The sequence below is a fragment of the Streptomyces sp. NPDC107550 genome, from assembly GCF_055639095.1.
This window is the reverse complement of the sequence record NZ_JBVKBC010000001.1, coordinates 23,773-42,740: the sequence shown is the minus strand read 5'-3', so window position 1 is coordinate 42,740 and position 18,968 is coordinate 23,773. Positions and strand designations below refer to the sequence as shown.

The window sequence follows — 18,968 nt, the reverse complement described above, 5'->3', positions numbered from 1 at the left end:
AGCCGAGCGCGGCACGACAGCCGGGCGCGGTGCGGCAGCCGACGCCGGACCGCCGCTTTCGCCGGGCACCGCCCTGACGCCGCCGCGCGCGGAGCGGGCGCTGTGGTGGGTCTCGGCCGGTGTGGTGACCGCCGTGCTCGGTACGGCGGTCCCCGTCGCGGGCGCCGGGCGCCCCTGGCGGCTCGCGGCGGCCCTCGCGCTGCTCCTCGTCCAGCTCGCCGCGCTGCGCCGGCAGACCCGGGCGCCGCTGGCCGCCCTCGCCGTGAACGCGGTCACCGGCATCGCCGTCTGGGCGCTGCTGCCCGCCGTGTCGCTGACGGGCGCCCTGCTCGCCGCGCAGCTCAGCCTGTGCGTCCTCGCCGCGCTGCGGCCCCGGCGGCTCGCCGCGTGGGCGCTGGCCGCGATGTGCCTGCCCGCGCCGCTGGCGTTCGTCGCGGGCGGCGCCGCCGGGCTCGCCGTGTATCTGCTGACCGTCGTGCTCGCCTGGACCGCCGGCCAGTGGCGCCGCGCGCAGCGGGAGCGGGCGCGCGCCGAGGCCCGGCGCGCCGTCGCGGAGGAACGGGCGCGGATCGCGCGCGAGGTCCATGACGTGGTCGCGCACACGCTGTCGGTGCTGGTCGTGCAGGCGAGCGCCGCCGACGACGTGTTCACCGAGCGGCCCGACCAGGCGCGCGAGGCACTGCGGGCCATCGAGTCGGGCGCCCGCTCGGCCCTCGGCGAACTGCGCCTGCTGCTGCGAGCGTTCCGCCCCGACGACCCCGACGACCCCGGCGACCCCGGCGACCCCGGCGCAGAGGAGAGCGCCGCCGCGCACACCGCCCCCCGGGGCACTTCGACGGCCGCCACCCCGGGCTCCGCCACCGGCCCGCCGACGGGCGCCACCCCAGGTTCCGCCGGTCCGCCGAACGCCCCGCGCCCCACCCTGGCCCGCCTCGACGACCTCGCCGACGCCGTCCGCGCCACGGGCCTGCCCGTACGGGTCCTGCGCGACGGCGACCTCGGCGCGCTGCCCGCCCCGGTGGATCTCGCCGCCTACCGCATCGTGCAGGAAGCCCTCACCAACGCGCTGCGGCACGCCACCGGCGCCCACGCGGTCACCGTCCGCGTGCACGCCGCGGCCGGCCGCCTCGACGTCACCGTCACCGACGACGGCCGCGCCCGGCACGGCGGCCAACCGTCCCCGGGGTCCGGGCGCGGCCTCGTCGGCATGCGCGAGCGCGTCCGGCTCGTCGGCGGCACCCTGCGCGCCGGACCGCTGCCCGGGGGCGGCTTCGAGGTGGCGGCGCGCCTGCCGCACGGGGAGGCGGCATGACCGTACGCGTGGTGGTCGCCGACGACCAGGCCCTCGTCCGCACCGGCTTCCGCATGATCATCGACGCGCGCGAGGACCTGGAGGTCGTCGGCGAGGCGGGCGACGGCGCCGAAGCGGTGCGTCTGACCCGGGACCTCGCCCCCGACGTCGTCCTCATGGATGTCCGCATGCCCGGCGTGGACGGCATCGAGGCGACCCGCCGGATCGTCGCGGACGGTGGCGGCGCCCGTGTCCTCGTCCTGACCACCTGGGACGTCGACGCGCACGTCGTGGACGCGCTGCGCGCGGGCGCCAGCGGCTTCCTGCTCAAGGACATCCGCCCCGCCGAACTCGTCGACGCCGTCCGTGTCACCGCGCGCGGCGACGCGCTGCTGGCCCCGGCCGTGCTCCGCCGCGTCCTCGACCGGTTCCTGCGCACCACGCGCGACCCCGCCCCGCCGCCCTCCCTCGCCGGTCTGTCCGGGCGCGAGCGCGAAGTGCTCACCCTCATCGGGCAGGCCCTGTCCAACGCGGAGATCGCCGGACGGCTCGGCCTGTCCGAAGCCACCGTCAAGAACCACGTCACCGCCGTGCTGCGCAAACTGGGCCTGCGCGACCGCGTCCAGGCCGTCGTCGCCGCCTACGACCACGGTCTCGTCACCCCGCGCCCCCGCCCCGAATGACCGCCCCGCACACCCCCTCACCGGCCCCCGCCCGGCCGCGTCTCGTCCTCAAGGAGGAGAACGGGCGGCGATCCTCCCGGGTTCCCAGTACGAGACCGCCCGCGCGGCCGATCCCCGGGCGCCCGGCCTCCCCGTAGCGTCGAAGCGTGACCGAAGACCTGCCCCGCCTCATGTATCTGCTCGCCTACGACGACGCCGCCCACGGCCCCCACGACCGGGCCCGCGCCCAGCTCCTGCTGCGCGCCGCCGCGCTCGTCGACCTCACCGCCCGCGGCCGCCTCACCGACGACGACGGCACCGCCACCCCGGCCGGCGACGGCCCCACCGGCAGCCCCGCCCTCGACGCCGTACTCGCCGACGCCGCCGGCCGGCACGGCTGGAAGCACCTCGTGCGCACCCACCGCAAGCGCACCCTGACGGACGTCGAGGACGACCTCGCCGCCTCGGGCGCCGCCACGGTGAAGGAGCCCCGCACCCCGCTCGGCCACCGCCGACTCACCCTCACCGACCCGGCCGCGGCCCGCGCCCTGCGCGCGAGGATCACCGCCGCCCTCCACTCCGACACGCCCGTACGCGACCTGCCGCTCACCGACACCGCCCTGCTCGCGCTCGCCGCCGCCGGCCACTTGCGTACTGTCGTCACCCGCGCGGACGCCACCACGTACGCGACGCGCCTCGACGCCTGCGCCGCCGCGCTCGGCACCCTCGCGCCGGGCCTGGAGAAGACGGTCCGCGACCTGCCCACCACCATGATCGCGGCACAGGGCGGCATGGGCGGCGGCTGACCCGCGTCCCGGCCGCCCGCATCCCACGGGGAGACGAAGACCATGCACCGCGTACCGACCCTGGCGGCCTGCGTCCTCGCGGCCACCCTCGCCCTGGCCCCCGCCGCGCAGGCCGGACCCGCGGCCTCGCCCCGCCCGGCACCGGGCGCGCACGCCGCCCGCGCGGAGGCGACCGCCAGCGTCCGTACCCGCGCCGGCCTGGTGCGCGGCGCCGCCCACCCCGGCTACCGCACCTTCCAGGGCATCCCGTACGCCGCGCCGCCCGTCGGCCCGCTGCGCTGGGCGCCGCCCCGGCCCGCCGCGCCCTGGGCCGGACTACGGGACGCGACCCGCCCCGGCGCCGCCTGCCCCCAGCCGGCCGGCGAGGTGCCGGGCGGCAGCACCGACGAGGACTGCCTCCACCTGGACATCACCGCACCCGACGACGCCCGGCCCGCACACCCGCGCCCGGTGCTCGTGTGGCTGCACGGCGGCGGCTTCACGACCGGCGCCGCCGCCTCCTACGACGCCCACCGCCTCGCCACGCGCGGCGACACGGTCGTCGTCACCGTCGACTACCGGCTCGGCGCCCTCGGCTTCCTGGCGCGCCCCAACCTGCCCGGCGCGGGCACCTTCGGCCTCGCCGACCAGCAGGCGGCCCTGCGCTGGGTCCGCGCCGAGATCGGCGCCTTCGGCGGCGACGCCCGCCAAGTCACCCTCGCCGGTGAGTCGGCGGGCGGCTACAGCGTCTGCGCCCAGCTCGCCGCCCCGGCCGCGGCCCGCCTCTTCGACCGGGCCGTCATCCAGAGCGGCCCCTGCACCGGCCGCGCGGAACGCCCCTTCGCCCCGTACTCCGTGCCACCGCGCGCCGCGTACACCGCGGGCGCCGACCTCGCCGCGCGCGTCGGCTGCGGCCACGCCCGCGACGCACTCGCCTGCCTGCGCCGCGTGCCCGTCGCCCGTCTCCTGAAGGAGCAGAGCGGCGACCAACAGACCATTTACGGCTCGCCGTTGCTGCCCGCGGACCCGGCGGCGGCGCTGCGCTCCTGGCACGTCCACCGCGTGCCCGTGCTGCTCGGCTCGACCCGCGACGAGGGCAACGGCTGGGCGGCCGGCATCGTCGCCGCGGGCAACCCGGTCACCGCCGCGACCTGGCCGGAGGTGGCGGCGACGTTCTTCTCCGCGCCGGGCGAGGCCCAGGCCGTCGTACGCCGTTACCCGGTGCGTGGCGACGCGGGCGGACCGGTGCTCGGCGCGGCCATCGGCGACAGTTCCTTCGCGTGTCCCACCGCCCGCACCGCGCGCCTGCTGGGCGCCCATGTTCCGGTATGGCGCTACGAGTTCGCCGACGAGCACGCGCCGCCGCTCACCCCGGGCACCCCGCCGTTCCCGCTCGGGGCGCCGCACGCGAGTGAACTGCCGTATCTCTTCGACCTCGGTGGCCGGCCCCGCGACCTGACGCCCGCTCAGCACCGGCTGGCGGACGCGATGATCGACTACTGGACGGCGTTCGCCCGCACCGCCGACCCGAACGGCCCGGCCGCGCCCCACTGGCCCCGCCGCACCGTCCAGACCCTCGCCCCGGACGCGATCACCCCGACGCCCGCCACGGACGCCCGCCACCACTGCGGATTCTGGCGGGGATTGGACCGGTAGCCCGAAGCCTGATGCCTCCGCACCGAGGCGAGCGGGGGCCGGCGATCCCGGCGGAGCCTACGCCGAAGCGAGGGAGGACCGGACCCAGGCTGTCACCGTCTCCGTCGCCGCCCGGTGCCAGGCCGCGCTGTCCCGGAGCATCGCGTGATCGCCGCCGCGCAGCAGCCGCACCCGGGCCCGCGCACCCGCCGCGCGGGCCCGCACCGCGAACGCCACCGACGCGCCCGGCTCCGTGACCCGGTCCCGGTCGCCGTGCAGCACCAGCACGTCCTTCCCGGCCAGATGCGCCACCGGCTCCCCGTCCGGGCACCAGGGCGCCAGCGCGAGGACCCCGCGTACCGTCTCCACCCGCGCGGCACCCAGCGCGGCCCGGCCGCCCATCGAATGCCCCACCAGGAACACCGGTACGTCACCGACGACTTGGGCCAGCTCCGCGAGGGCCCGCTCGGCGTCGCGCAGGGCGTCCGCCTCCGCGCCGTTCCACCCGCGTACGCGGTAGCGGACCTCCGCGACGACCACCGGTTCCCCGGCGAACGCCGTGAGCAGGGCCCGTACGAACGGACGCATCCGCAGCGCCGCGAGCTGCCACGGCCGCGCCCGCGTCCGCCCGTCGGCACGCCCGCCGTGCAACACCACCACCGCGGCCCGGGGCGCCGTCCCCGGCATCCGCCGCACCACGAGCGCCCGCGCCTCGCCACTCATCGAACCTCCACTCACCACGGCCCCTGCCCCTCCATGATCCGCCACCGCCCGCCGAGACCGCACGGTGCGGGAGACGGCCCTGCCGCCGGGCGCGGGGGAGAATCGCGGCGGGACCGCAGGTCGAGTGGACGGAAGCCGGAGGGCGCGCATGGAGGAGGACGGGGAACCGGCGCGGTTCCAGCGGGCGGTGACGGCCCGGCTGCGGCCCTACGCGGCTGTCACCCTCGCGGGGCCCTGGCGCGTACGCGGGTGCGTGCCGGACCCGGAGGGCGACGGGGTCGTCGTCGGCCTGTGGGCCGGACCGGGTGCCCGGCACAAGAGCAACTTCTTCCTGTGGTTCCCGCACCGCATGGACGGCCGAGCGGTCTCCGCCGGTCAAGTCCTCTGCGGGCTGCGCGCGTTGGGGCTGCGCCGCACGTACGTCTTCGGGTGGTCGGGGCGTTGCTTCGACGGGAAGCCGGTCATGAACGGCACGGCCCTGATCGCCACAGGATCCCAGCCGCCTCCCTCGACCCCTGCCTCCGCCCCGGCTTCGTCCGCCGACCCGGCCGGCCCTCTGGGGGTTCTATTTCAAGCGCCCCGATGTGGTGGTGACGTACGGCGGTTGAGGCGTCGTCCGCTGACTGGGGGAGTTCACAGCCAGCCGCGCTCGTCGGCGACGCGTTGGGCCTCCATGCGGTTGCGGGTGCCGGTCTTGGCGATGGCGGACGAGAGGTAGTTGCGGACCGTGCCCTCCGACAGGTGCAGGGCGCCCGCGATGTCTGCGACGGAACCGCTCGCGCGGGCGGCGAGCAGCACGTCCCGTTCGCGCGGGGTCAGCGGGGACTCGCCCGCGGCGAGGGTCGCGGCGGCCAGTTCGGGGTCCACGACGCGCTCGCCGCGCATCACGCGGCGCACGGCGTCCGCGAGCGCCTCGGGCGGCGCGTCCTTGACGACGAAGCCGACCGCCCCGGCCGTCATGGCGCGCCGCAGATAGCCCGCCCTGCCGAACGTGGTGAGGACGACGACCCGGCAGCGCGGCACCCGCGCGGCCAGCGCCGCCGCCGCGGCGAGCCCGTCGAGGCCCGGCATCTCGATGTCGAGGAGCGCGACGTCCGGGGCGGTGGCGAGCGCCGCGTCGACGACCTTGTCGCCCCGGTCGACGGAGGCGACGACCTCGAAGTCGTCCTCCAGGTCGAGCAGGGCGGCCAGCGCGCTGCGGATCAGGTCCTGATCGTCGGCGAGCAGCAGCCGGATCGTACGGTCGGTCGTCATCGCGTCGCCTCTCCTGGAGCGTCATCCGGCCGAGAGGCCCTCGGGTCCGGTCCCCGGACCGTGCCGGGGGTACGGGCCTGAACTGGCGGGACTGCCCTGGCCGCGTTCCGCGCCGTCCCGCTCACATCGTCACCCGCAGCCGCCACCCGCGCGGTGCGAGCGGCCCTGCCTCAAGCGTGCCGCCGGCCTCCGCGACCCGCTCCCGCAGCCCCGCGAGCCCGTTGCCCGCGCCGCCGCCGCTCCCCGTGCCGCCCGTGCCGCCCGGCTCGTCCCCGGGCCCGTCGTCGCGGATCTCCACCGAGTCCGCCGTCACCGTCACCTCGCAGCGGCCGGCCCGCGCGTGCCGGACGACGTTCGTCAGGCCCTCGCGCACGACCCAGCCGAACAGCTCCTGGTATGCGGGCCCCACGGCGTCCGTGGCCTGCGGCAGTCGCGCCTCGACGCCCGCCGCCCGCAACAGCTCGCGCCCGCGCGCCAGTTCACCGGCGAGGGTGACCTCGCGGTACCCGGAGACCGCGGCCCGTACGTCGGCCAGCGTCTGCCGGGACAACTGCTCGACCTCGGTGATCTCCTCCACCGCCCGCTCGGAACCGGCGGCGGCCAGCTTGCGCGCGAGGCCGCTCTTGACGGTGATGACGGTCAGGGAGTGGCCGAGCAGATCGTGCAGGTCGCGGGCGATCCGGTCGCGCTCCGCCTGCTGGGCGAGCCGGGCGACCTCGGCGCGGGCCTCGACCAGCGCCCGGTTGGCCTGCGCGATCTCGCCGAACGCCGACACCGTGAGCGCCGTGAAGACCAGCGCCACCGCCTCCATCCAGCCGGGCCCGCTCCGCCACGACGGCACCGCCCAGGGCACGACGACGGCGGCCACCGCCCCGGCGGCGACCAGCGGCACGGCGTGGCGGCGGTGGCGCAGCGCGGCGAACGCGACGACGACCGTGCACAGGAAGAACGCGTACTCGTGCGCGAACGGCAGCGCCGCGACGAACAGCGCGCCCAGCACCAGCAGCACGGCCGGCGGCGCTGTCGTACGGCGGTGCGCGCCCCGTGCGGCGGCAATTGCCCCGGCGACGTAGCAGACGCAGAACGCGGCGACGACGGCGAACCCGGCGATCCGCGCGCCGCCCGCGCTGTACTGGGCGACGCCTACGGCGGTGACGGCCGGATACGCGAGCATCCCGGCGGCGAGCAGCGTCCGCCGCCAGCCCTCGGACCAGCGCTGCGGATCGCGGCCCCCGGCCGGGGCGCCCATGCCCGCGTCCCTGTCCGCGTCCGTGCCCGCGACGGTGCCCGTGCCCGTGCCTGTGCCTGGCGCCTGCATGGCGGGCACGCTAACACCGTCGCCGGGACGCGGGACGCTCATCGGGCCTGGAACAGGGCGCGCATGTCACGGCCGTTGACGAGGACCACGACACAGAGCAGCAGCAGCCCGCACACGCTCTGCTCGACGCGCAGCCAGAGGGGGAACAGGCCGGGCAGCGCGACGACGACGGCGATGGCCACCGTCATCACGGCCGTGACGATGCGCAGCCGCAGGAAGGCGCGGCGCGAACCGCGCGCGGCGCGGGCGGCGAAGGCGAAGCAGAGGGCGGCGCTGGCGACGACGATGATGCTGCGGGTCCATACGGCGTCGTCCACGGCGCCCGCGTGGTGGCGCAGCAGGAAGGCGGCGACGAGGGTCGCGGCGCTGAGGGCGAGGTAGCCGCCGACGAGACGCTTGACGGGGCGCAGCGCGTGCGCGGCCGGTGCCGTGGCGGGGGTCGGAGGGGGAGTGGGCTCGGAGTGTGCGGCAGATGAGGTCATGCCTTGAGGATCCCGCCGTGCCCCCGCCTCCCGGCAGTGAGCTGACCCACGACTCCGCCATGACATTTGTCAGCCCCGGAGACCCGGGTGTCGGCCCCCGAGGTCCGGGCGCGCGTACGCCCGGACCGTGCGGCATCGCTCAGGGGCCGGCCGTGCGCGCCACGTGCCGCACCAGCCACTCCAGCATCGTTTCCATCGCGGCGGCGGCCGCGAGGACCCGCTCCACGCCCGCGTGGGTGTGCAGCGACGCCTCGTCGTCGAAGGTGCGGGCCGCGATGAGCGAGCGGTGGCGCAGCAGGTCCGTACGGGCGTGGCTGGGCGGGAAGCCACGCGGCGGACGCTTCATGACGTCCCCGCCGACCTCGTAGCCGGAGCGGCGCAACTCCGCTACGGCGGCGGCGAGTTCACGTCCGCTGCCCTCGGCGGCCACGGCGGCGCGGAACCGGTCCACCTGGCCCGGGTCCGGGTACCACCAGGCGCCCTGGACGCGCAGCCCGTCGAGGGAGAGGCGGACGCCGATCTCGACCTTGCGGCCGAGGCGGATCACCGCGCTCTGGTTCTGCCACCACCAGGCGCCTGTGCGGTAGTGCCACACGGAGAAGTCCTCGTAGCGGGCGTCGGCGTCCGCCACGTCGTGGAGAAGGTCGATCATCGGCTGTCTGACCAGGCGTTCGCGGTCCGCGCGGCACCGCTCGCGGACCGTGGGGGAGGGGTCGCCGCGCAGCTTCCACAGCACGTCCATGGCCTGCTCGGGCCAACCGCTGAACCGTCCGCACATGCGCGGAGGATAGCCCCCGGCGGCCGCACGCGCGGGCGGCCGCCACCGCCACCGCCCGCGCGCCCCGCCGGCCGTCCGCCGCGCCCGCCACCGCATCACCGCGTACGGAACCTCCGGTACAGGTTGCGGGCGACGTACATGCCCGGCCCGCCGAACCCGACGAGGTCCACGCGTCCGTCGCCGGTCACGTCGGCGAGGAAACGCGGGTGGCGGTCCACTCGCCAGGCGCCCGCGTCGTCGGCGTACCCGAAGCCCCAGCACACCAACTGCGCCTGTGCGAACCGGCCTTCGCCCAGATTGTGCGCCACCCACACCCCCTCGTCGCCGAAGCCGACGATGTCGGGCAGGCCGTCTCCGGTGACGTCGGCGAGGAGCCGCAGATGCTTCGCCGCCGTCCAGCCCTGCGCGCCGCCGAAGTCGTTCAGGACGAGCCGCGCCGGCGCGAACGTGCCGTCCCCGCGGCCGCGTGCGACGACGACACCCTGGGGGCCGAAGCCGACGAGGTCCGCCGTCCCGTCGCCGGTGACCGGCAGGGCGTACCGGGGGTGCTCGGCCGCCGACTCCCACCCCTGCCCGGTGCCGAAGTCGTCGAGGACGTACAGGGGTTCGTCGAATCCGCCGTCCTCGCCCTGGGCGGCGACCCACACGCCGTCGTCGTGGCAGCCCACGAGGTCGAGGCGTCCGTCGCCGGTCGTGTCGGCGAGGAAGCGCGGGTGTACGTCGGCGCGCCAGCCGCCCGCCTCCTCGCTCTGCCCGAACGCCTTGAGTGCGGGCTCGTCGCCGGGCTCCGCCCAGGTGCCGTCCTCGCCCTGGAGGGAGATCCACACGCCGTCGTCGTGGCAGCCGACGAGGTCGAGGCGTCCGTCGCCGGTCGTGTCGGCGAGGAAACGCGGGTGTACGTCGGCCCGCCAGCCGCCCGCCTGGTCGCCGTGCCCGAACGCCTTCAGCGCGGGCTCGCCCGCCACCGCCGCGAACGTCCCGTCGGCCCCGCGCGCCGCGACCCGCAGGCCGTCGGCACCGAGGACGACGGCGGACAGTGTGCCGTCCCCCGCGAGGTCCGCGAGGCTCCACAGGTCGGCGGGGGCCGCGCCGGGCCCGGGCCGCTGCACCACCCGCTCCTCGTCCTCGAACGTGCCGTCGCCCCTGCCAGCCGCCGCCACAACCCCCTTGCCGGGCTTGAGCCCGACGACATCGGCGCGCCCCTCGCCGCTCACATCGGCGAGGAACCGCGCCCCCAGCCCGGCCCACCGGCCCGGCCGTCCGTCCGGCGACGGAAGGGGAGGGGTCCCGCCCTGCCAGCCGCCCGCGTCGGCGTCACCGCCGAACCGGTCGAGGACACGCAGCATGTCGCTGAACGCGGGGGCCGCGCCGGGCACCGGACGCAGCGCCGCCGACCGCGCGAGACGCCAGGACCTGCGCCCGTTCCAGTGGTCGAGGGAGGACCAGCGCAGCACGGGATCGCTGACCCGCTCGGGCTCGGCGGGCGCCAGCCGCCAGCGCTGGCTCTCGGCGCTCTCGTCGTACTCCCGCAGCACGACCGGCGTGCCGCTCCCGCCGCCGGACGCGGCGGGGTCCAGGTCGAGGACGGCGGCGTCGACCGCGCTCTCGATGAAGTAGAGGCCGCCCGCGCCCTCGACCGGCACGATCTGCCACTGCTGGCTCTTCTTCCCGGCGGTGGCGGCGGCGCGGCGCACGGCACCGGTCGCGGTGGCGGGCCGCTCCAGGACCTTGCCGTCGGCGGCATCCCGGATCACGTACACCCGCGCGTCCTGCTCGTCCGGCGCGCCGACGACGGGGACGCACTGCCACAGGTGCGGGCCCGGGCCGCCGTCGCCGGGGAGGTCGTGGACGACGAGCGTGCCGTCGGCGGCGGGCACGGCCCGGGCGCCGAGGGCTCCGCCCGTGACGGCGTGGGCGATCTCCAGTTTCAGTTCTTCCGTGGGCACGGGCATCGTGGTGCCTCTTCCAGGCGGTACGGGCTGGGGGTCGGGGCGGGCAGGGCGGCGGGCCCGGGGCCGCGGCTCACGTGAAGACGTGGTGGTACGGGACGTTCCACTCGCTGGGCAGGCGCGGGTAGAACGTGTTGATGACGGTGCCGGTGAAGTCCCCGCCCCAGTTGGGCGTCACCCGCACCTCGCTGTTCGCGGTCACGGCGTGGTCCTTGAACCCGAGGATCGTGTCGGGGTGCGTGATGGGCACGAAGGTGATGCCGCCCCACGGGGTGACGGTCACGACCCAGAGCTGTGTGTCCTCCGGCGCGCCGTTCTTCCCGCGCCACTTGGCGCCCACCTTGTCGGGCAGCCCGACCTGCACGACGTCGGCGGTGTTCTGCGGCGCGTCCTGATGGACGGTGACGCGCCGGCGCACGGGCTTCGCCAGGCCGTCGTCGCCGCGTCCGGCGTCGGCGGCTCCCGTACCCGCGGTCCCTGAGGCGGCGGTGCCCGGGGCGGTGGGGGCGGGGCGCGGCTTGCCCGTGGCGCTCTCCAGGAAGTACAGCGGCCGCTGCCCGAAGAAGCCGGCGGGCGTGATGTACCAGAGGTGGCCCTTGGCCTCCTTCACGGTCTCGTCGAGGGCGGTCGCCAACTGCACGCCCTTGTCGTGGCTCTCCTCGTTCAGCTCGACGGGGCGCAGGTAGCCGCCGTTGAACGCGTGGACGAGCATCACCGGCCGGTTCTCGACCAGCGCCGCCACGATCGCGTTGTCGTAGCTGTTCACCGCCACCGGCCCGCCGACCACCAGATTGGACATCGCCGTGCGCTCTTGTGTGTACATCCCGAGAACCTCACCTGATCTGGACGGAGGAGAAGAATTCACCCGGTGCCCGCCCGGAGAATTCCCGCGCGGACGGCGCGGGAATAGGGCACCGGAAGGAAGAGGGCGGTAAGAAGGGAGGGCGAGAATGCCGTCGGCGGTCGCGCCCGCTTTCACGCTACCCGCCCAAGCGGCCGTCAGAAACCCCTTGTTGTCGGGCCGGCGTCTGGAGAAAGGTCACTTCATCGGCGTTTCGGAAACGGTTTCCGAAAATCGATCACTCGATGGAGCGGGGCGCGTGAATTCCCCTTCCCGGGCCGGCGGGTGAACGGTAATTTCGATTGCCGAAGCGCGTGGATTCCCCGCGCATTTCACCGCGTGCGTTCCGGCCCCCCATCAGTCGAGGACGGGTAGATGCCTTCCACCGCATACAGCCTGGTCGACGCCATGCGTCAGCCGCTGACGAAGAAGAACCTGCGGGAACTCAACATCGAACAGACCTGGCAGTCGATCCTGAACCACCCGAACCTCGTCTACGTCGACACCTCCGGAGCGAAGCACAAACCCATCGGCTTCTCCCTGAACAAGTCGAGCTTCGGGACCTTCTCCGGATCCGCGTACGAGCGCGGCTGGCTCTCCTACATGAACCTCGGGGAGCCGCTGATCGAGGTGCGCGGCGACGTGGGCCAGCCCCCGCCCGACACGTTCTCCGCGCGCACCTACGTGAACCGCAGCGACCAGGAGATGACCTTCACGGACTCCGTCGACTTCACCGTCTCCAACGGCGTCACCTGGTCACTGCACGGTGACGCCAAGCTCACGTTCGGCGGCAGCGTCGGCGCCTCCCTGCAACTGCAACTGCAGAACCAGCTCCGCCTCGACCTCCAGTCACAGCTCGCGGCCTCCTGCCAGAACGGCACGGCCAACAAGAACGCGAACACGGTGACCAACAAGAACAGCAAGGACAGCGTCGGCGTCGACAACGCCAACACCACCGAGTCCTCCGCGAGCAGCTCCGCGACGAACTCCTCCTCCCAGACGATGACGAACTCCGTGGGCTTCACGACCTCCGGCAGCGCCACCGGCAACGCCTCGCTCAACGCCCAACTGGCCCTCGGCGTCGCCGCCACCGTGGGCGGCTCGCTGACCACGAGCTGGGCCTCGAAGTCGCAGATCTCGGGCAAGGTGCCGGCCCACTCCCGGGTGCGGACCCTCGTCACCCAGCGCCGCAGCCGCAAGCAGTACACGTACGAGATCCCCGTGACGTTCTCCGGACTGCTCGCGGTGGAGTACGCCGTGCCGGTCGCCGTCCTCTCGCCCCCGCAGTCCGGCGCCTACCCCGGCCTGAGCCCGGTCGTCGCCCGCGACATCGCCGACATCGACCTGGCGCCCGGCGGCTTTCGCATGCAGGGCCTCGCCGAAGTCGTCTCCGCCCTCGATGTCGATCACTCCCTGCTCGACATCGAGACCCTGACCCTCAGCCCGCAGACGCTCTACAAGCAGCCCTGACCGCGCGGCACCCCGCGCTCCCCCTCCCGACCAGAGGTGACGACCATGGTGTTCGACAACATCTTCCACTCCGCGGGCAAGGGCGCCGGCCTCTTCTCCGTGACGACCGACGGCACGAAGCCGACACCGGGCGAGGGCGTCGACTTCGAGGATTCCGACGACTCCACCTACGAGGACACCAGCACCAGCCTGTTCACCAGCGCGATCCACGGCGGCTCCGCCGGCGCGAAGACCGTGCGCGAGACCTCGCCGGAGGCGCGCGCGGTCCTCGGCTTCCTCGGCTCCCTCATCCAGACCACGCAGGCGTCCGCCGACGCGCAGGCCCGGTACGCCCAGGACTCGGGCTCGGTGACGAAGGCGGCCTCCGCGCGGATGGAGGACGCGAGTTCGACCGTCTCCGGGCACGACGGCCTCCAGAAGGACGAGGACCTCGCGGACCGGCCGAAGAAGAGCGACTTCAGCAAGCCCCCGAAGACCCCCGACGCGCCCAAGGCCCCGGAGGCCCCGAAAGCGGCCAAGCCGAGCGCGGACAAGCCGGCCCGCAGCGAGTAGCGGGCGCGGGCGCCGCCCGCGAGGATGCCGGTCAGTCACCCTCGCGGGCGGGCAGCGGGCAGCGTGCAGCAGCGGGACGCCGACCCGGCCGCTGATCGGCTCCCCGGGGGCGGCTCCCGAGGCGGCTCCTGGCGGCCGCGCACTGACGGGCGCCGATCGTCGGGCGTCGATCGGAGCGCCGACTGGTCCGCGCCGACTGGGCACTGGCTGGTCCGTGCCGAGTGAGCAGCCGACTGGTCCGCGCGGAATGGGCGCCGCCCGATCCGCGTCACATGCCGTGCGCTACACCATCCGCGCCGACCGGGCACCGCACCGCCCCCCAGCATCCCCGTCAACTGCCTTGCGCTACACAGGAAGCAGTTGCCATTGGCGGCCCCGGTGGTCGCCGTCCGCGCCCTGCTGCCTGAGGACCGTACGGGCGTTGGTGTCGACGCCCAGGAGCAGGCCGCTGTGCCGGTTGGCGATCTCGTAGACGCGTGGGGAGGCGGTCGCCGAGCCGACCGGGACGAGTCTCCACTGCTGGTGGTGCGCGCCGCCTCCCTCGTAGGACCGCTGCGCGACCACCGCCCCGGTCCGCTCGCCCGCGCCCGCGACTTCCAGGACCCTGCCGCTGCGCACGTTCTCGAGCCGGTACAGGACCTCCCCGTCTGCCTGGCCCGCGGGGACGAGCCGCCAGCGCTGATGGTCCCGGGCCGCCGCGAGCACCTGATGCACCTCGGCGCCGTCCTTGGTCGACTCCCGCTCCACGCCCACCCGGAGTCTGCTGCGGACGTTGGCCCAGGAGACGACGGCGCCGGCCTCGGGCAGATCGGCCATGCGCGACGAGACGACCTTGCGCACACGGTTGTTCTTGTAGTCGGCGATGTAGAGCGCGTCGACGCAGTCCAGGGCCAGTCCGAACGGGTTGTTCAGTTGCGCCGAGGCTGCGGGGCCTCCGTCGCCCGCGGAGCCGGCCGTGCCGGTGCCGGCGACCGTGCTGATCGTGCAGTCGGCCGCGACCTTGCGTACCCGGTGATTGCCGAAGTCAGCGATGTACAGGCCGCCTTCGCTGTCCACAGCCACGCCGATCGGATTCCGCAACTGGGCGGAAGCGGCGGGGCCTCCGTCGCCCGCGGAGCCGGCGGTGCCGGTGCCGGCGACCGTGCTGATCGTGCCGTCCGCCGTGACCCTGCGCACCCGGTGGTTCCCGTACTCCGCGATGTAGAAGTCGCCCTCGGGTCCCACCGCCACGCCATAAGGGGAGTTCAGCTGGGCGGAGACGGCGGGCCCGGAGTCGCCCCGGGCGCCCGCTGTCCCGCTCCCCGCGACGGTGCTGATCGTGCCGTCCGGGGCGATCCTGCGGACGCGGTTGTTGGTGTCGTCGCAGACGAGGAGGGCGCCGTCGCCGTCCACCGCCACCGCAAGCGGTCTGTTGAGCCGGGCCGCGACAGCGGGACCTCCGTCGCCGCTGAACCCCGCCGTGCCTGAGCCCGCGACGGTGCTGATGATGCCGCCCCGCGAGATCCTGCGGACGCGGTTGTTGCCCTCGTCGACGAAGAGGACGTTGTCCGCGCTGTCCACGGCCACGCCGCGTGGCCGGTTGACCTGCGCCGACGCGGCTGGGCCCCCGTCGCCCGTGAAGCCGGCCGCGCCCGTCCCGACGACCGTGCTGATCCTGCCGTCGGTCGTGATCTTCCGGACCCGGTGGTTGTTGTAGTCGGAGACGTACAGCGTGCCGGTGCTGTCCACGGCGATTCCGTACGGGAGGTTCAACTGGGCCCCTTCCGCCCGCTCGCCGTCCCCCGCGAACCCCGCCGCGCCCGTCCCCGCGAGCGTCTTGATGGGCGGGGCCGTCCCCGCCTGGCCCGCGTCCCCCTGAGAAGTGCTCATGGTCATCCCCTTCGCCGTCCACCACCCGCCGCTACGGGCAGTTACGCAACGATTCCATAAAGTCACAGGCGTGTCGGCTTGGCAAGATCGCTTGAGGGTGATCGTGAGTGTGCGTGTTGACGTTCACCCCGTAACTCTCACGCGACCCATGCGGCCCACGCGCCCCGGCGGGCCGCCGCGTCAAGCGGTGTGTGCTGTCCGGTACTTGACGTTTGGTGAGGGTGGCTGTGGATCGTCGACCGCGCCGCAGGTGGTGGCGTAGGAGGTGAGTGGGGGGCCGGGCGGGTGGTGGCGCCGCGACCGACACAGTCACGCACCGTGATCGGCTGTGTTGCGGAGGGTGAGAGGGCGGCGCACCGTGGAGAGCGTGAGGCCCCACACACCGTGGAGCCCCCCGAAACAGGAGATCACTCATGGGTAAGGCAAAGGCCAAGGCGAAGCAGGTCAAGGGCTCCATGAAGGAGAACATGGGCAAGGTGACCGGCGACCACGGCAAGCAGGCCGAGGGCCGGCTGGAGCAGGCCAAGGGCAAGATCGACGAGAAGGTCGACCGCCGCCGGCCGCAGGGGCGCTGACCGCTTCCCCCAGCAGACGTGTGGCCCGGCACGAGCGCGTGCCGGGCCACAGGCGTTCTGGAGCGCAGGGCGTTTCTGGAACCACAGGGTGTTCTGGGGCCGGATCGGCGCATTCACCGGGGCTGCCGAGGTACTCGGGCGGCGCGCCCGGCGCCCGGAAGAGAACGGGCTCCGCGTCGCCCCACCGACCGCGCCCGACCCGGATGAACCGGCCGACCCGAGCCGGATGACCCCGGCCGACCCGAGGAGCCGTACATGCACCCCGCCCCCGTCCCCGACATCGCCCCGCACCACCCTGCCCAGCGGGCCGCCGACCCCAGGCTGCTCGGCATCTACCTCAACGATCACCTCGCCGGAGCCACGGCGGGTACCGAGCGCGCCGCACGCCTGGCGCGTACCGCCGAAGGTTCGGCGCTGGGCCGCGCGCTGGGTCCCGTCGCCGCCGAGATCGCCGAAGACCGTCAGGCGCTGCTCGGCATCATGGGCGACCTCGGCATCCCCGTACGGCGCTACAAGGTGTGCGCGGGATGGGCGGCCGAGCGGCTCGGGCGGCTGAAGTTCAACGGGCATCTCGTCCGGCCCTCGCCGCTCGGCATCATCGTGGACCTCGAAGCGCTGCGGATCGGGGTCGAGGGCAAGGCGGCCGGTTGGCGGACCCTGCGCCGGGTCGCCGCCGTCGACGAGCGGCTGGAGAAGGCGCGGCTGGACGCCCTGCTCGAACGCGCCGACCGTCAGCAGCGGCGTATCGAGGAGTGGCGCGTTCGTGAGGCCGACAAGGTGCTGGCGGGCGCTGGGGGTTGAGCCGGAGCGGAACCGGCCGGGGCCGGAGGCGCCCAGGGAGCGGGGTCGCCCTGCGCGGCCCCGCTCGCGCCCGGCACCCCGGCTTCCCAGGGCCCGGCACGAGCCGGAGGGCAGTCGCAGTCGCGTACGCGGACGGCAGTCGCGGTCGCGCACGCGGGTAGCAGTCGCGGTCGCGTATCGCGCATGCGGGAGGCGGTCGCGGGTCGCGTATCAGGGCGCAGGCCGGTCGGGCATCCGGTCGCAAGCCGGTTGCGGGCCGGGCCCTTCCTCCCGCACGCGCTCAGCAACCACCGCCCCGCGCCAGCGACCACCGCCCCCGGATCACGGACCCGTGACCGCCAAACCGCCACACACGGCTTCCGACCGCCGCCTGCGACCCGCGCCAGCGCCCCCGACCGCCGTCACCCCCGACCGGCGCCAGGCCGGACCAGCGGCAGGCCCAACCGGCGCCGGCCCAACCCAACGCCAAGCCCCCCGGATCGCTCAGCCCGGCCAGGTACCCGTGAGGCGGCGCGTGGCGGATGCGCCCGCCCGGTCCACGGCCGCCTTGACGCCCGCGAAGATCGCCCCCTGGAGCGCCGCGGCCAGCAGCACCTCGCCCCAGCGGCGGTCCTCGTCGGTGGCGTCCGGCGCGTCCTCGTCGTGGCCGAGCACCTTCCACGCCTGCTTGAACAGGCCCCCGGCCGCCATGCCGCTGAGCGCGCCCAGGGCGAGGCCCACCGGCTTGTACGCGATCTTCGATGCCTTCACGGAGTCATCCCTTCGTCAGCCTTGGCCTTCCGTCGACGCGGCCTGACGCGGCCCGTCGTCAGCCCTTCCGCCGCCGCCACAGCAGCCACACCGCGACCGCCGAACCGGCGGCGGCCAGCAGCACACGGTTGTCGCGTGCCGCGTGCGCGGCGCGCGAGGCCGTGGTCCGCACCTGCCCGGCCGTCCGCACCGCCGTGTCCTTGACGGGGTCCGGCAGCTTCTCCTGTACGAGAACCGCCGCCTGCGCCGCCTTGTCCTTCAACTGCTCTGCCTGAAGCGCGGCCTGTTCCTTCAGCTCGCCCGCCTTGACGGCGGCCTGGTCCTTGACCTCGGCCGCCTTCACGGCGGCCTGGTCCTTGACTTCGGCGGCCTTCTCCTGCGCGCGGGCCTTCACATCGGTCTTGGCTGCCAGGGCCTCCACCGTCTGGCCGAGTTCCGCGCGGGTCTGCTCGACCTGCTCGCGCAGTTCCTCGGTGCTCTGCGCCGTCGGTTCGTCGTGCGGCTGGGTCATCGGTGTGCCCTCTCCTTGATCTCGGCCATGTCGGCCTTCACGTTCTCGACCGTCTGTTCCGGGGTGGGCGGGGCCGCCGCGTCGACCTGCTTCTTCCCGCTCACGGCCAGCACCGCGGCGATCACACCGAGGACGGCCGTGACGATCAGCGCCGCCGCCCATACCGGCAGCGGCACCGCGAGCGCGGCGATCGCGGTGGCCACCAACGCCTGGAGCATGAGGAAGCCGACGACGCCGGCGCCGCCGAACAGGCCGCCGCCCTTGCCGTAACGCTTCCCCTTCTGCTTCATCTCCGCCTGTGCGAGGCGCATTTCGCTGCGCACCAGTTCGGTCAGTTGCTGCGAGGCGCGCTGGACCAGTTCTCCCACCGGCTCGTCCGCCGGCGTCTGCCGGCCCGGGCCGCTGTGAGGCTGCGTACCGGAGGACATGGCGATCAGCTCCCTGTACTGGTTCTTCCGTCGGCTTCCTGGGGCCTGATGTCCGCTGTGCCGCTTTCGCCGCCATCGCGGACGCCAGGGCGGACGCCACGGCGCCCACGGTGAACGCGCGTACCCCGACAAGACCGGTCCAGACACGACATACGAGGTCAACGGGCGGACGCCTTCCCGTGGCCGTCCCAGGTCCAAAGGCCCGTCGATCGTGACCTTCGGCCCCTGGAGCCGCCACCCACGCTGCTTAGGCTTACCTAAGTAACCGTCAGCCGTGGCGCCGACCGTGAACCG

General features: G+C 74.7%; 19 protein-coding genes. 8 read left to right on the top strand and 11 right to left on the bottom strand.

Features of this window, described 5'->3' with window-relative positions; genetic code table 11:
• Positions 1 to 73: 73 nt before the first annotated feature.
• The 4 genes from ACZ7LY_RS00225 (at position 74) to ACZ7LY_RS00210 (ending at position 4,394) form a co-directional block, all read left to right on the top strand.
• Positions 74 to 1,312, top strand: coding sequence for a sensor histidine kinase (locus tag ACZ7LY_RS00225; protein WP_471622609.1), 1,239 nt, complete (start codon positions 74 to 76; stop codon positions 1,310 to 1,312).
• Positions 1,309 to 1,974 (top strand): response regulator, encoded by a 666-nt coding sequence (locus tag ACZ7LY_RS00220; RefSeq protein WP_471622188.1) that lies wholly within the window; start codon positions 1,309 to 1,311, stop codon positions 1,972 to 1,974. The genes ACZ7LY_RS00225 and ACZ7LY_RS00220 overlap by 4 nt, the downstream gene beginning before the upstream one ends.
• A 146-nt stretch (positions 1,975 to 2,120) precedes the next feature.
• Positions 2,121 to 2,759: a GPP34 family phosphoprotein gene (locus tag ACZ7LY_RS00215; protein WP_471622187.1), complete on the top strand. Its 639-nt coding sequence runs from the start codon at positions 2,121 to 2,123 to the stop codon at positions 2,757 to 2,759.
• Positions 2,760 to 2,801: 42 nt separating this feature from the next.
• A complete protein-coding gene (locus ACZ7LY_RS00210; RefSeq protein WP_471622186.1) occupies positions 2,802 to 4,394 on the top strand; it encodes a carboxylesterase/lipase family protein in 1,593 nt (530 codons plus the stop codon).
• A 57-nt stretch (positions 4,395 to 4,451) separates the two neighbouring features.
• Here ACZ7LY_RS00210 and ACZ7LY_RS00205 read toward each other — a convergent pair whose 3' ends face one another.
• From ACZ7LY_RS00205 to ACZ7LY_RS00175, 7 genes are all read right to left on the bottom strand, one after another.
• A complete protein-coding gene (locus ACZ7LY_RS00205) occupies positions 4,452 to 5,096 on the bottom strand; it encodes an alpha/beta hydrolase (RefSeq protein ID WP_471622185.1) in 645 nt (214 codons plus the stop codon).
• A gap of 633 nt (positions 5,097 to 5,729) precedes the next feature.
• A complete protein-coding gene (locus ACZ7LY_RS00200) occupies positions 5,730 to 6,350 on the bottom strand; it encodes a response regulator transcription factor (protein ID WP_471622184.1) in 621 nt (206 codons plus the stop codon).
• A gap of 121 nt (positions 6,351 to 6,471) precedes the next feature.
• On the bottom strand, positions 6,472 to 7,668 hold the full coding sequence (locus ACZ7LY_RS00195) for a sensor histidine kinase (protein ID WP_471622183.1): 1,197 nt from the start codon (positions 7,666 to 7,668) through the stop codon (positions 6,472 to 6,474).
• Positions 7,669 to 7,706: 38 nt separating this feature from the next.
• On the bottom strand, positions 7,707 to 8,150 hold the full coding sequence (locus ACZ7LY_RS00190; RefSeq protein WP_471622182.1) for a hypothetical protein: 444 nt from the start codon (positions 8,148 to 8,150) through the stop codon (positions 7,707 to 7,709).
• 139 nt (positions 8,151 to 8,289) lie between these two features.
• Complete coding sequence (locus tag ACZ7LY_RS00185; RefSeq protein WP_471622181.1) at positions 8,290 to 8,928, bottom strand: DUF2461 family protein; 639 nt, start codon at positions 8,926 to 8,928, stop codon at positions 8,290 to 8,292.
• 95 nt (positions 8,929 to 9,023) lie between these two features.
• Positions 9,024 to 10,880: an FG-GAP-like repeat-containing protein gene (locus ACZ7LY_RS00180; protein ID WP_471622180.1), complete on the bottom strand. Its 1,857-nt coding sequence runs from the start codon at positions 10,878 to 10,880 to the stop codon at positions 9,024 to 9,026.
• Positions 10,881 to 10,950: 70 nt separating this feature from the next.
• A complete protein-coding gene (locus ACZ7LY_RS00175; RefSeq protein WP_471622179.1) occupies positions 10,951 to 11,700 on the bottom strand; it encodes a hypothetical protein in 750 nt (249 codons plus the stop codon).
• 393 nt (positions 11,701 to 12,093) lie between these two features.
• Between ACZ7LY_RS00175 and ACZ7LY_RS00170 the strand changes: the two genes are divergently transcribed.
• Both ACZ7LY_RS00170 and ACZ7LY_RS00165 read left to right on the top strand, forming a co-directional pair.
• Positions 12,094 to 13,188 (top strand): hypothetical protein, encoded by a 1,095-nt coding sequence (locus ACZ7LY_RS00170; protein WP_471622178.1) that lies wholly within the window; start codon positions 12,094 to 12,096, stop codon positions 13,186 to 13,188.
• Positions 13,189 to 13,233: 45 nt separating this feature from the next.
• Positions 13,234 to 13,740: a hypothetical protein gene (locus ACZ7LY_RS00165; RefSeq protein ID WP_471622177.1), complete on the top strand. Its 507-nt coding sequence runs from the start codon at positions 13,234 to 13,236 to the stop codon at positions 13,738 to 13,740.
• A 345-nt stretch (positions 13,741 to 14,085) separates the two neighbouring features.
• Here the strand turns inward: ACZ7LY_RS00165 and ACZ7LY_RS00160 are convergent, their stop codons facing one another.
• On the bottom strand, positions 14,086 to 15,609 hold the full coding sequence (locus ACZ7LY_RS00160; RefSeq protein ID WP_471622176.1) for an NHL domain-containing protein: 1,524 nt from the start codon (positions 15,607 to 15,609) through the stop codon (positions 14,086 to 14,088).
• Between the two features lie 413 nt (positions 15,610 to 16,022).
• On the opposite strand from ACZ7LY_RS00160, the gene ACZ7LY_RS00155 reads away from it, so the two are divergent.
• Both ACZ7LY_RS00155 and ACZ7LY_RS00150 read left to right on the top strand, forming a co-directional pair.
• Complete coding sequence (locus tag ACZ7LY_RS00155) at positions 16,023 to 16,184, top strand: CsbD family protein (RefSeq protein ID WP_471622175.1); 162 nt, start codon at positions 16,023 to 16,025, stop codon at positions 16,182 to 16,184.
• Between the two features lie 255 nt (positions 16,185 to 16,439).
• Complete coding sequence (locus ACZ7LY_RS00150) at positions 16,440 to 16,985, top strand: hypothetical protein (protein WP_471622174.1); 546 nt, start codon at positions 16,440 to 16,442, stop codon at positions 16,983 to 16,985.
• Between the two features lie 483 nt (positions 16,986 to 17,468).
• Here the strand turns inward: ACZ7LY_RS00150 and ACZ7LY_RS00145 are convergent, their stop codons facing one another.
• From ACZ7LY_RS00145 to ACZ7LY_RS00135, 3 genes are read right to left on the bottom strand one after another with little or no spacing between them, the layout of a single operon-like run.
• A complete protein-coding gene (locus ACZ7LY_RS00145; protein WP_471622173.1) occupies positions 17,469 to 17,735 on the bottom strand; it encodes a DUF4235 domain-containing protein in 267 nt (88 codons plus the stop codon).
• Between the two features lie 58 nt (positions 17,736 to 17,793).
• Positions 17,794 to 18,246: a DUF3618 domain-containing protein gene (locus ACZ7LY_RS00140; RefSeq protein WP_471622172.1), complete on the bottom strand. Its 453-nt coding sequence runs from the start codon at positions 18,244 to 18,246 to the stop codon at positions 17,794 to 17,796.
• Entirely contained in the window at positions 18,243 to 18,674 is a 432-nt protein-coding gene (locus tag ACZ7LY_RS00135) for a phage holin family protein (protein ID WP_471622171.1), read from the bottom strand. The genes ACZ7LY_RS00140 and ACZ7LY_RS00135 overlap by 4 nt, the downstream gene beginning before the upstream one ends.
• Between the last annotated feature and the right edge of the window lie 294 nt (positions 18,675 to 18,968).

What these genes read in the sequence shown, in the direction of transcription:
- ACZ7LY_RS00160 (WP_471622176.1), bottom strand. Translation starts at nt 15,609, where the DNA reads ATGAGCACTTCTCAGGGGGACGCGGGCCAGGCGGGGACGGCCCCGCCC.
- ACZ7LY_RS00150 (WP_471622174.1), top strand. Translation starts at nt 16,440, where the DNA reads ATGCACCCCGCCCCCGTCCCCGACATCGCCCCGCACCACCCTGCCCAG.
- ACZ7LY_RS00170 (WP_471622178.1), top strand. Translation starts at nt 12,094, where the DNA reads ATGCCTTCCACCGCATACAGCCTGGTCGACGCCATGCGTCAGCCGCTG.
- ACZ7LY_RS00165 (WP_471622177.1), top strand. Translation starts at nt 13,234, where the DNA reads ATGGTGTTCGACAACATCTTCCACTCCGCGGGCAAGGGCGCCGGCCTC.
- ACZ7LY_RS00135 (WP_471622171.1), bottom strand. Translation starts at nt 18,674, where the DNA reads ATGTCCTCCGGTACGCAGCCTCACAGCGGCCCGGGCCGGCAGACGCCG.
- ACZ7LY_RS00220 (WP_471622188.1), top strand. Translation starts at nt 1,309, where the DNA reads ATGACCGTACGCGTGGTGGTCGCCGACGACCAGGCCCTCGTCCGCACC.
- ACZ7LY_RS00195 (WP_471622183.1), bottom strand. Translation starts at nt 7,668, where the DNA reads ATGCAGGCGCCAGGCACAGGCACGGGCACGGGCACCGTCGCGGGCACG.
- ACZ7LY_RS00210 (WP_471622186.1), top strand. Translation starts at nt 2,802, where the DNA reads ATGCACCGCGTACCGACCCTGGCGGCCTGCGTCCTCGCGGCCACCCTC.
- ACZ7LY_RS00140 (WP_471622172.1), bottom strand. Translation starts at nt 18,246, where the DNA reads ATGACCCAGCCGCACGACGAACCGACGGCGCAGAGCACCGAGGAACTG.
- ACZ7LY_RS00200 (WP_471622184.1), bottom strand. Translation starts at nt 6,350, where the DNA reads ATGACGACCGACCGTACGATCCGGCTGCTGCTCGCCGACGATCAGGAC.
- ACZ7LY_RS00205 (WP_471622185.1), bottom strand. Translation starts at nt 5,096, where the DNA reads ATGAGTGGCGAGGCGCGGGCGCTCGTGGTGCGGCGGATGCCGGGGACG.
- ACZ7LY_RS00155 (WP_471622175.1), top strand. Translation starts at nt 16,023, where the DNA reads ATGGGTAAGGCAAAGGCCAAGGCGAAGCAGGTCAAGGGCTCCATGAAG.
- ACZ7LY_RS00185 (WP_471622181.1), bottom strand. Translation starts at nt 8,928, where the DNA reads ATGTGCGGACGGTTCAGCGGTTGGCCCGAGCAGGCCATGGACGTGCTG.
- ACZ7LY_RS00175 (WP_471622179.1), bottom strand. Translation starts at nt 11,700, where the DNA reads ATGTACACACAAGAGCGCACGGCGATGTCCAATCTGGTGGTCGGCGGG.
- ACZ7LY_RS00190 (WP_471622182.1), bottom strand. Translation starts at nt 8,150, where the DNA reads ATGACCTCATCTGCCGCACACTCCGAGCCCACTCCCCCTCCGACCCCC.
- ACZ7LY_RS00180 (WP_471622180.1), bottom strand. Translation starts at nt 10,880, where the DNA reads ATGCCCGTGCCCACGGAAGAACTGAAACTGGAGATCGCCCACGCCGTC.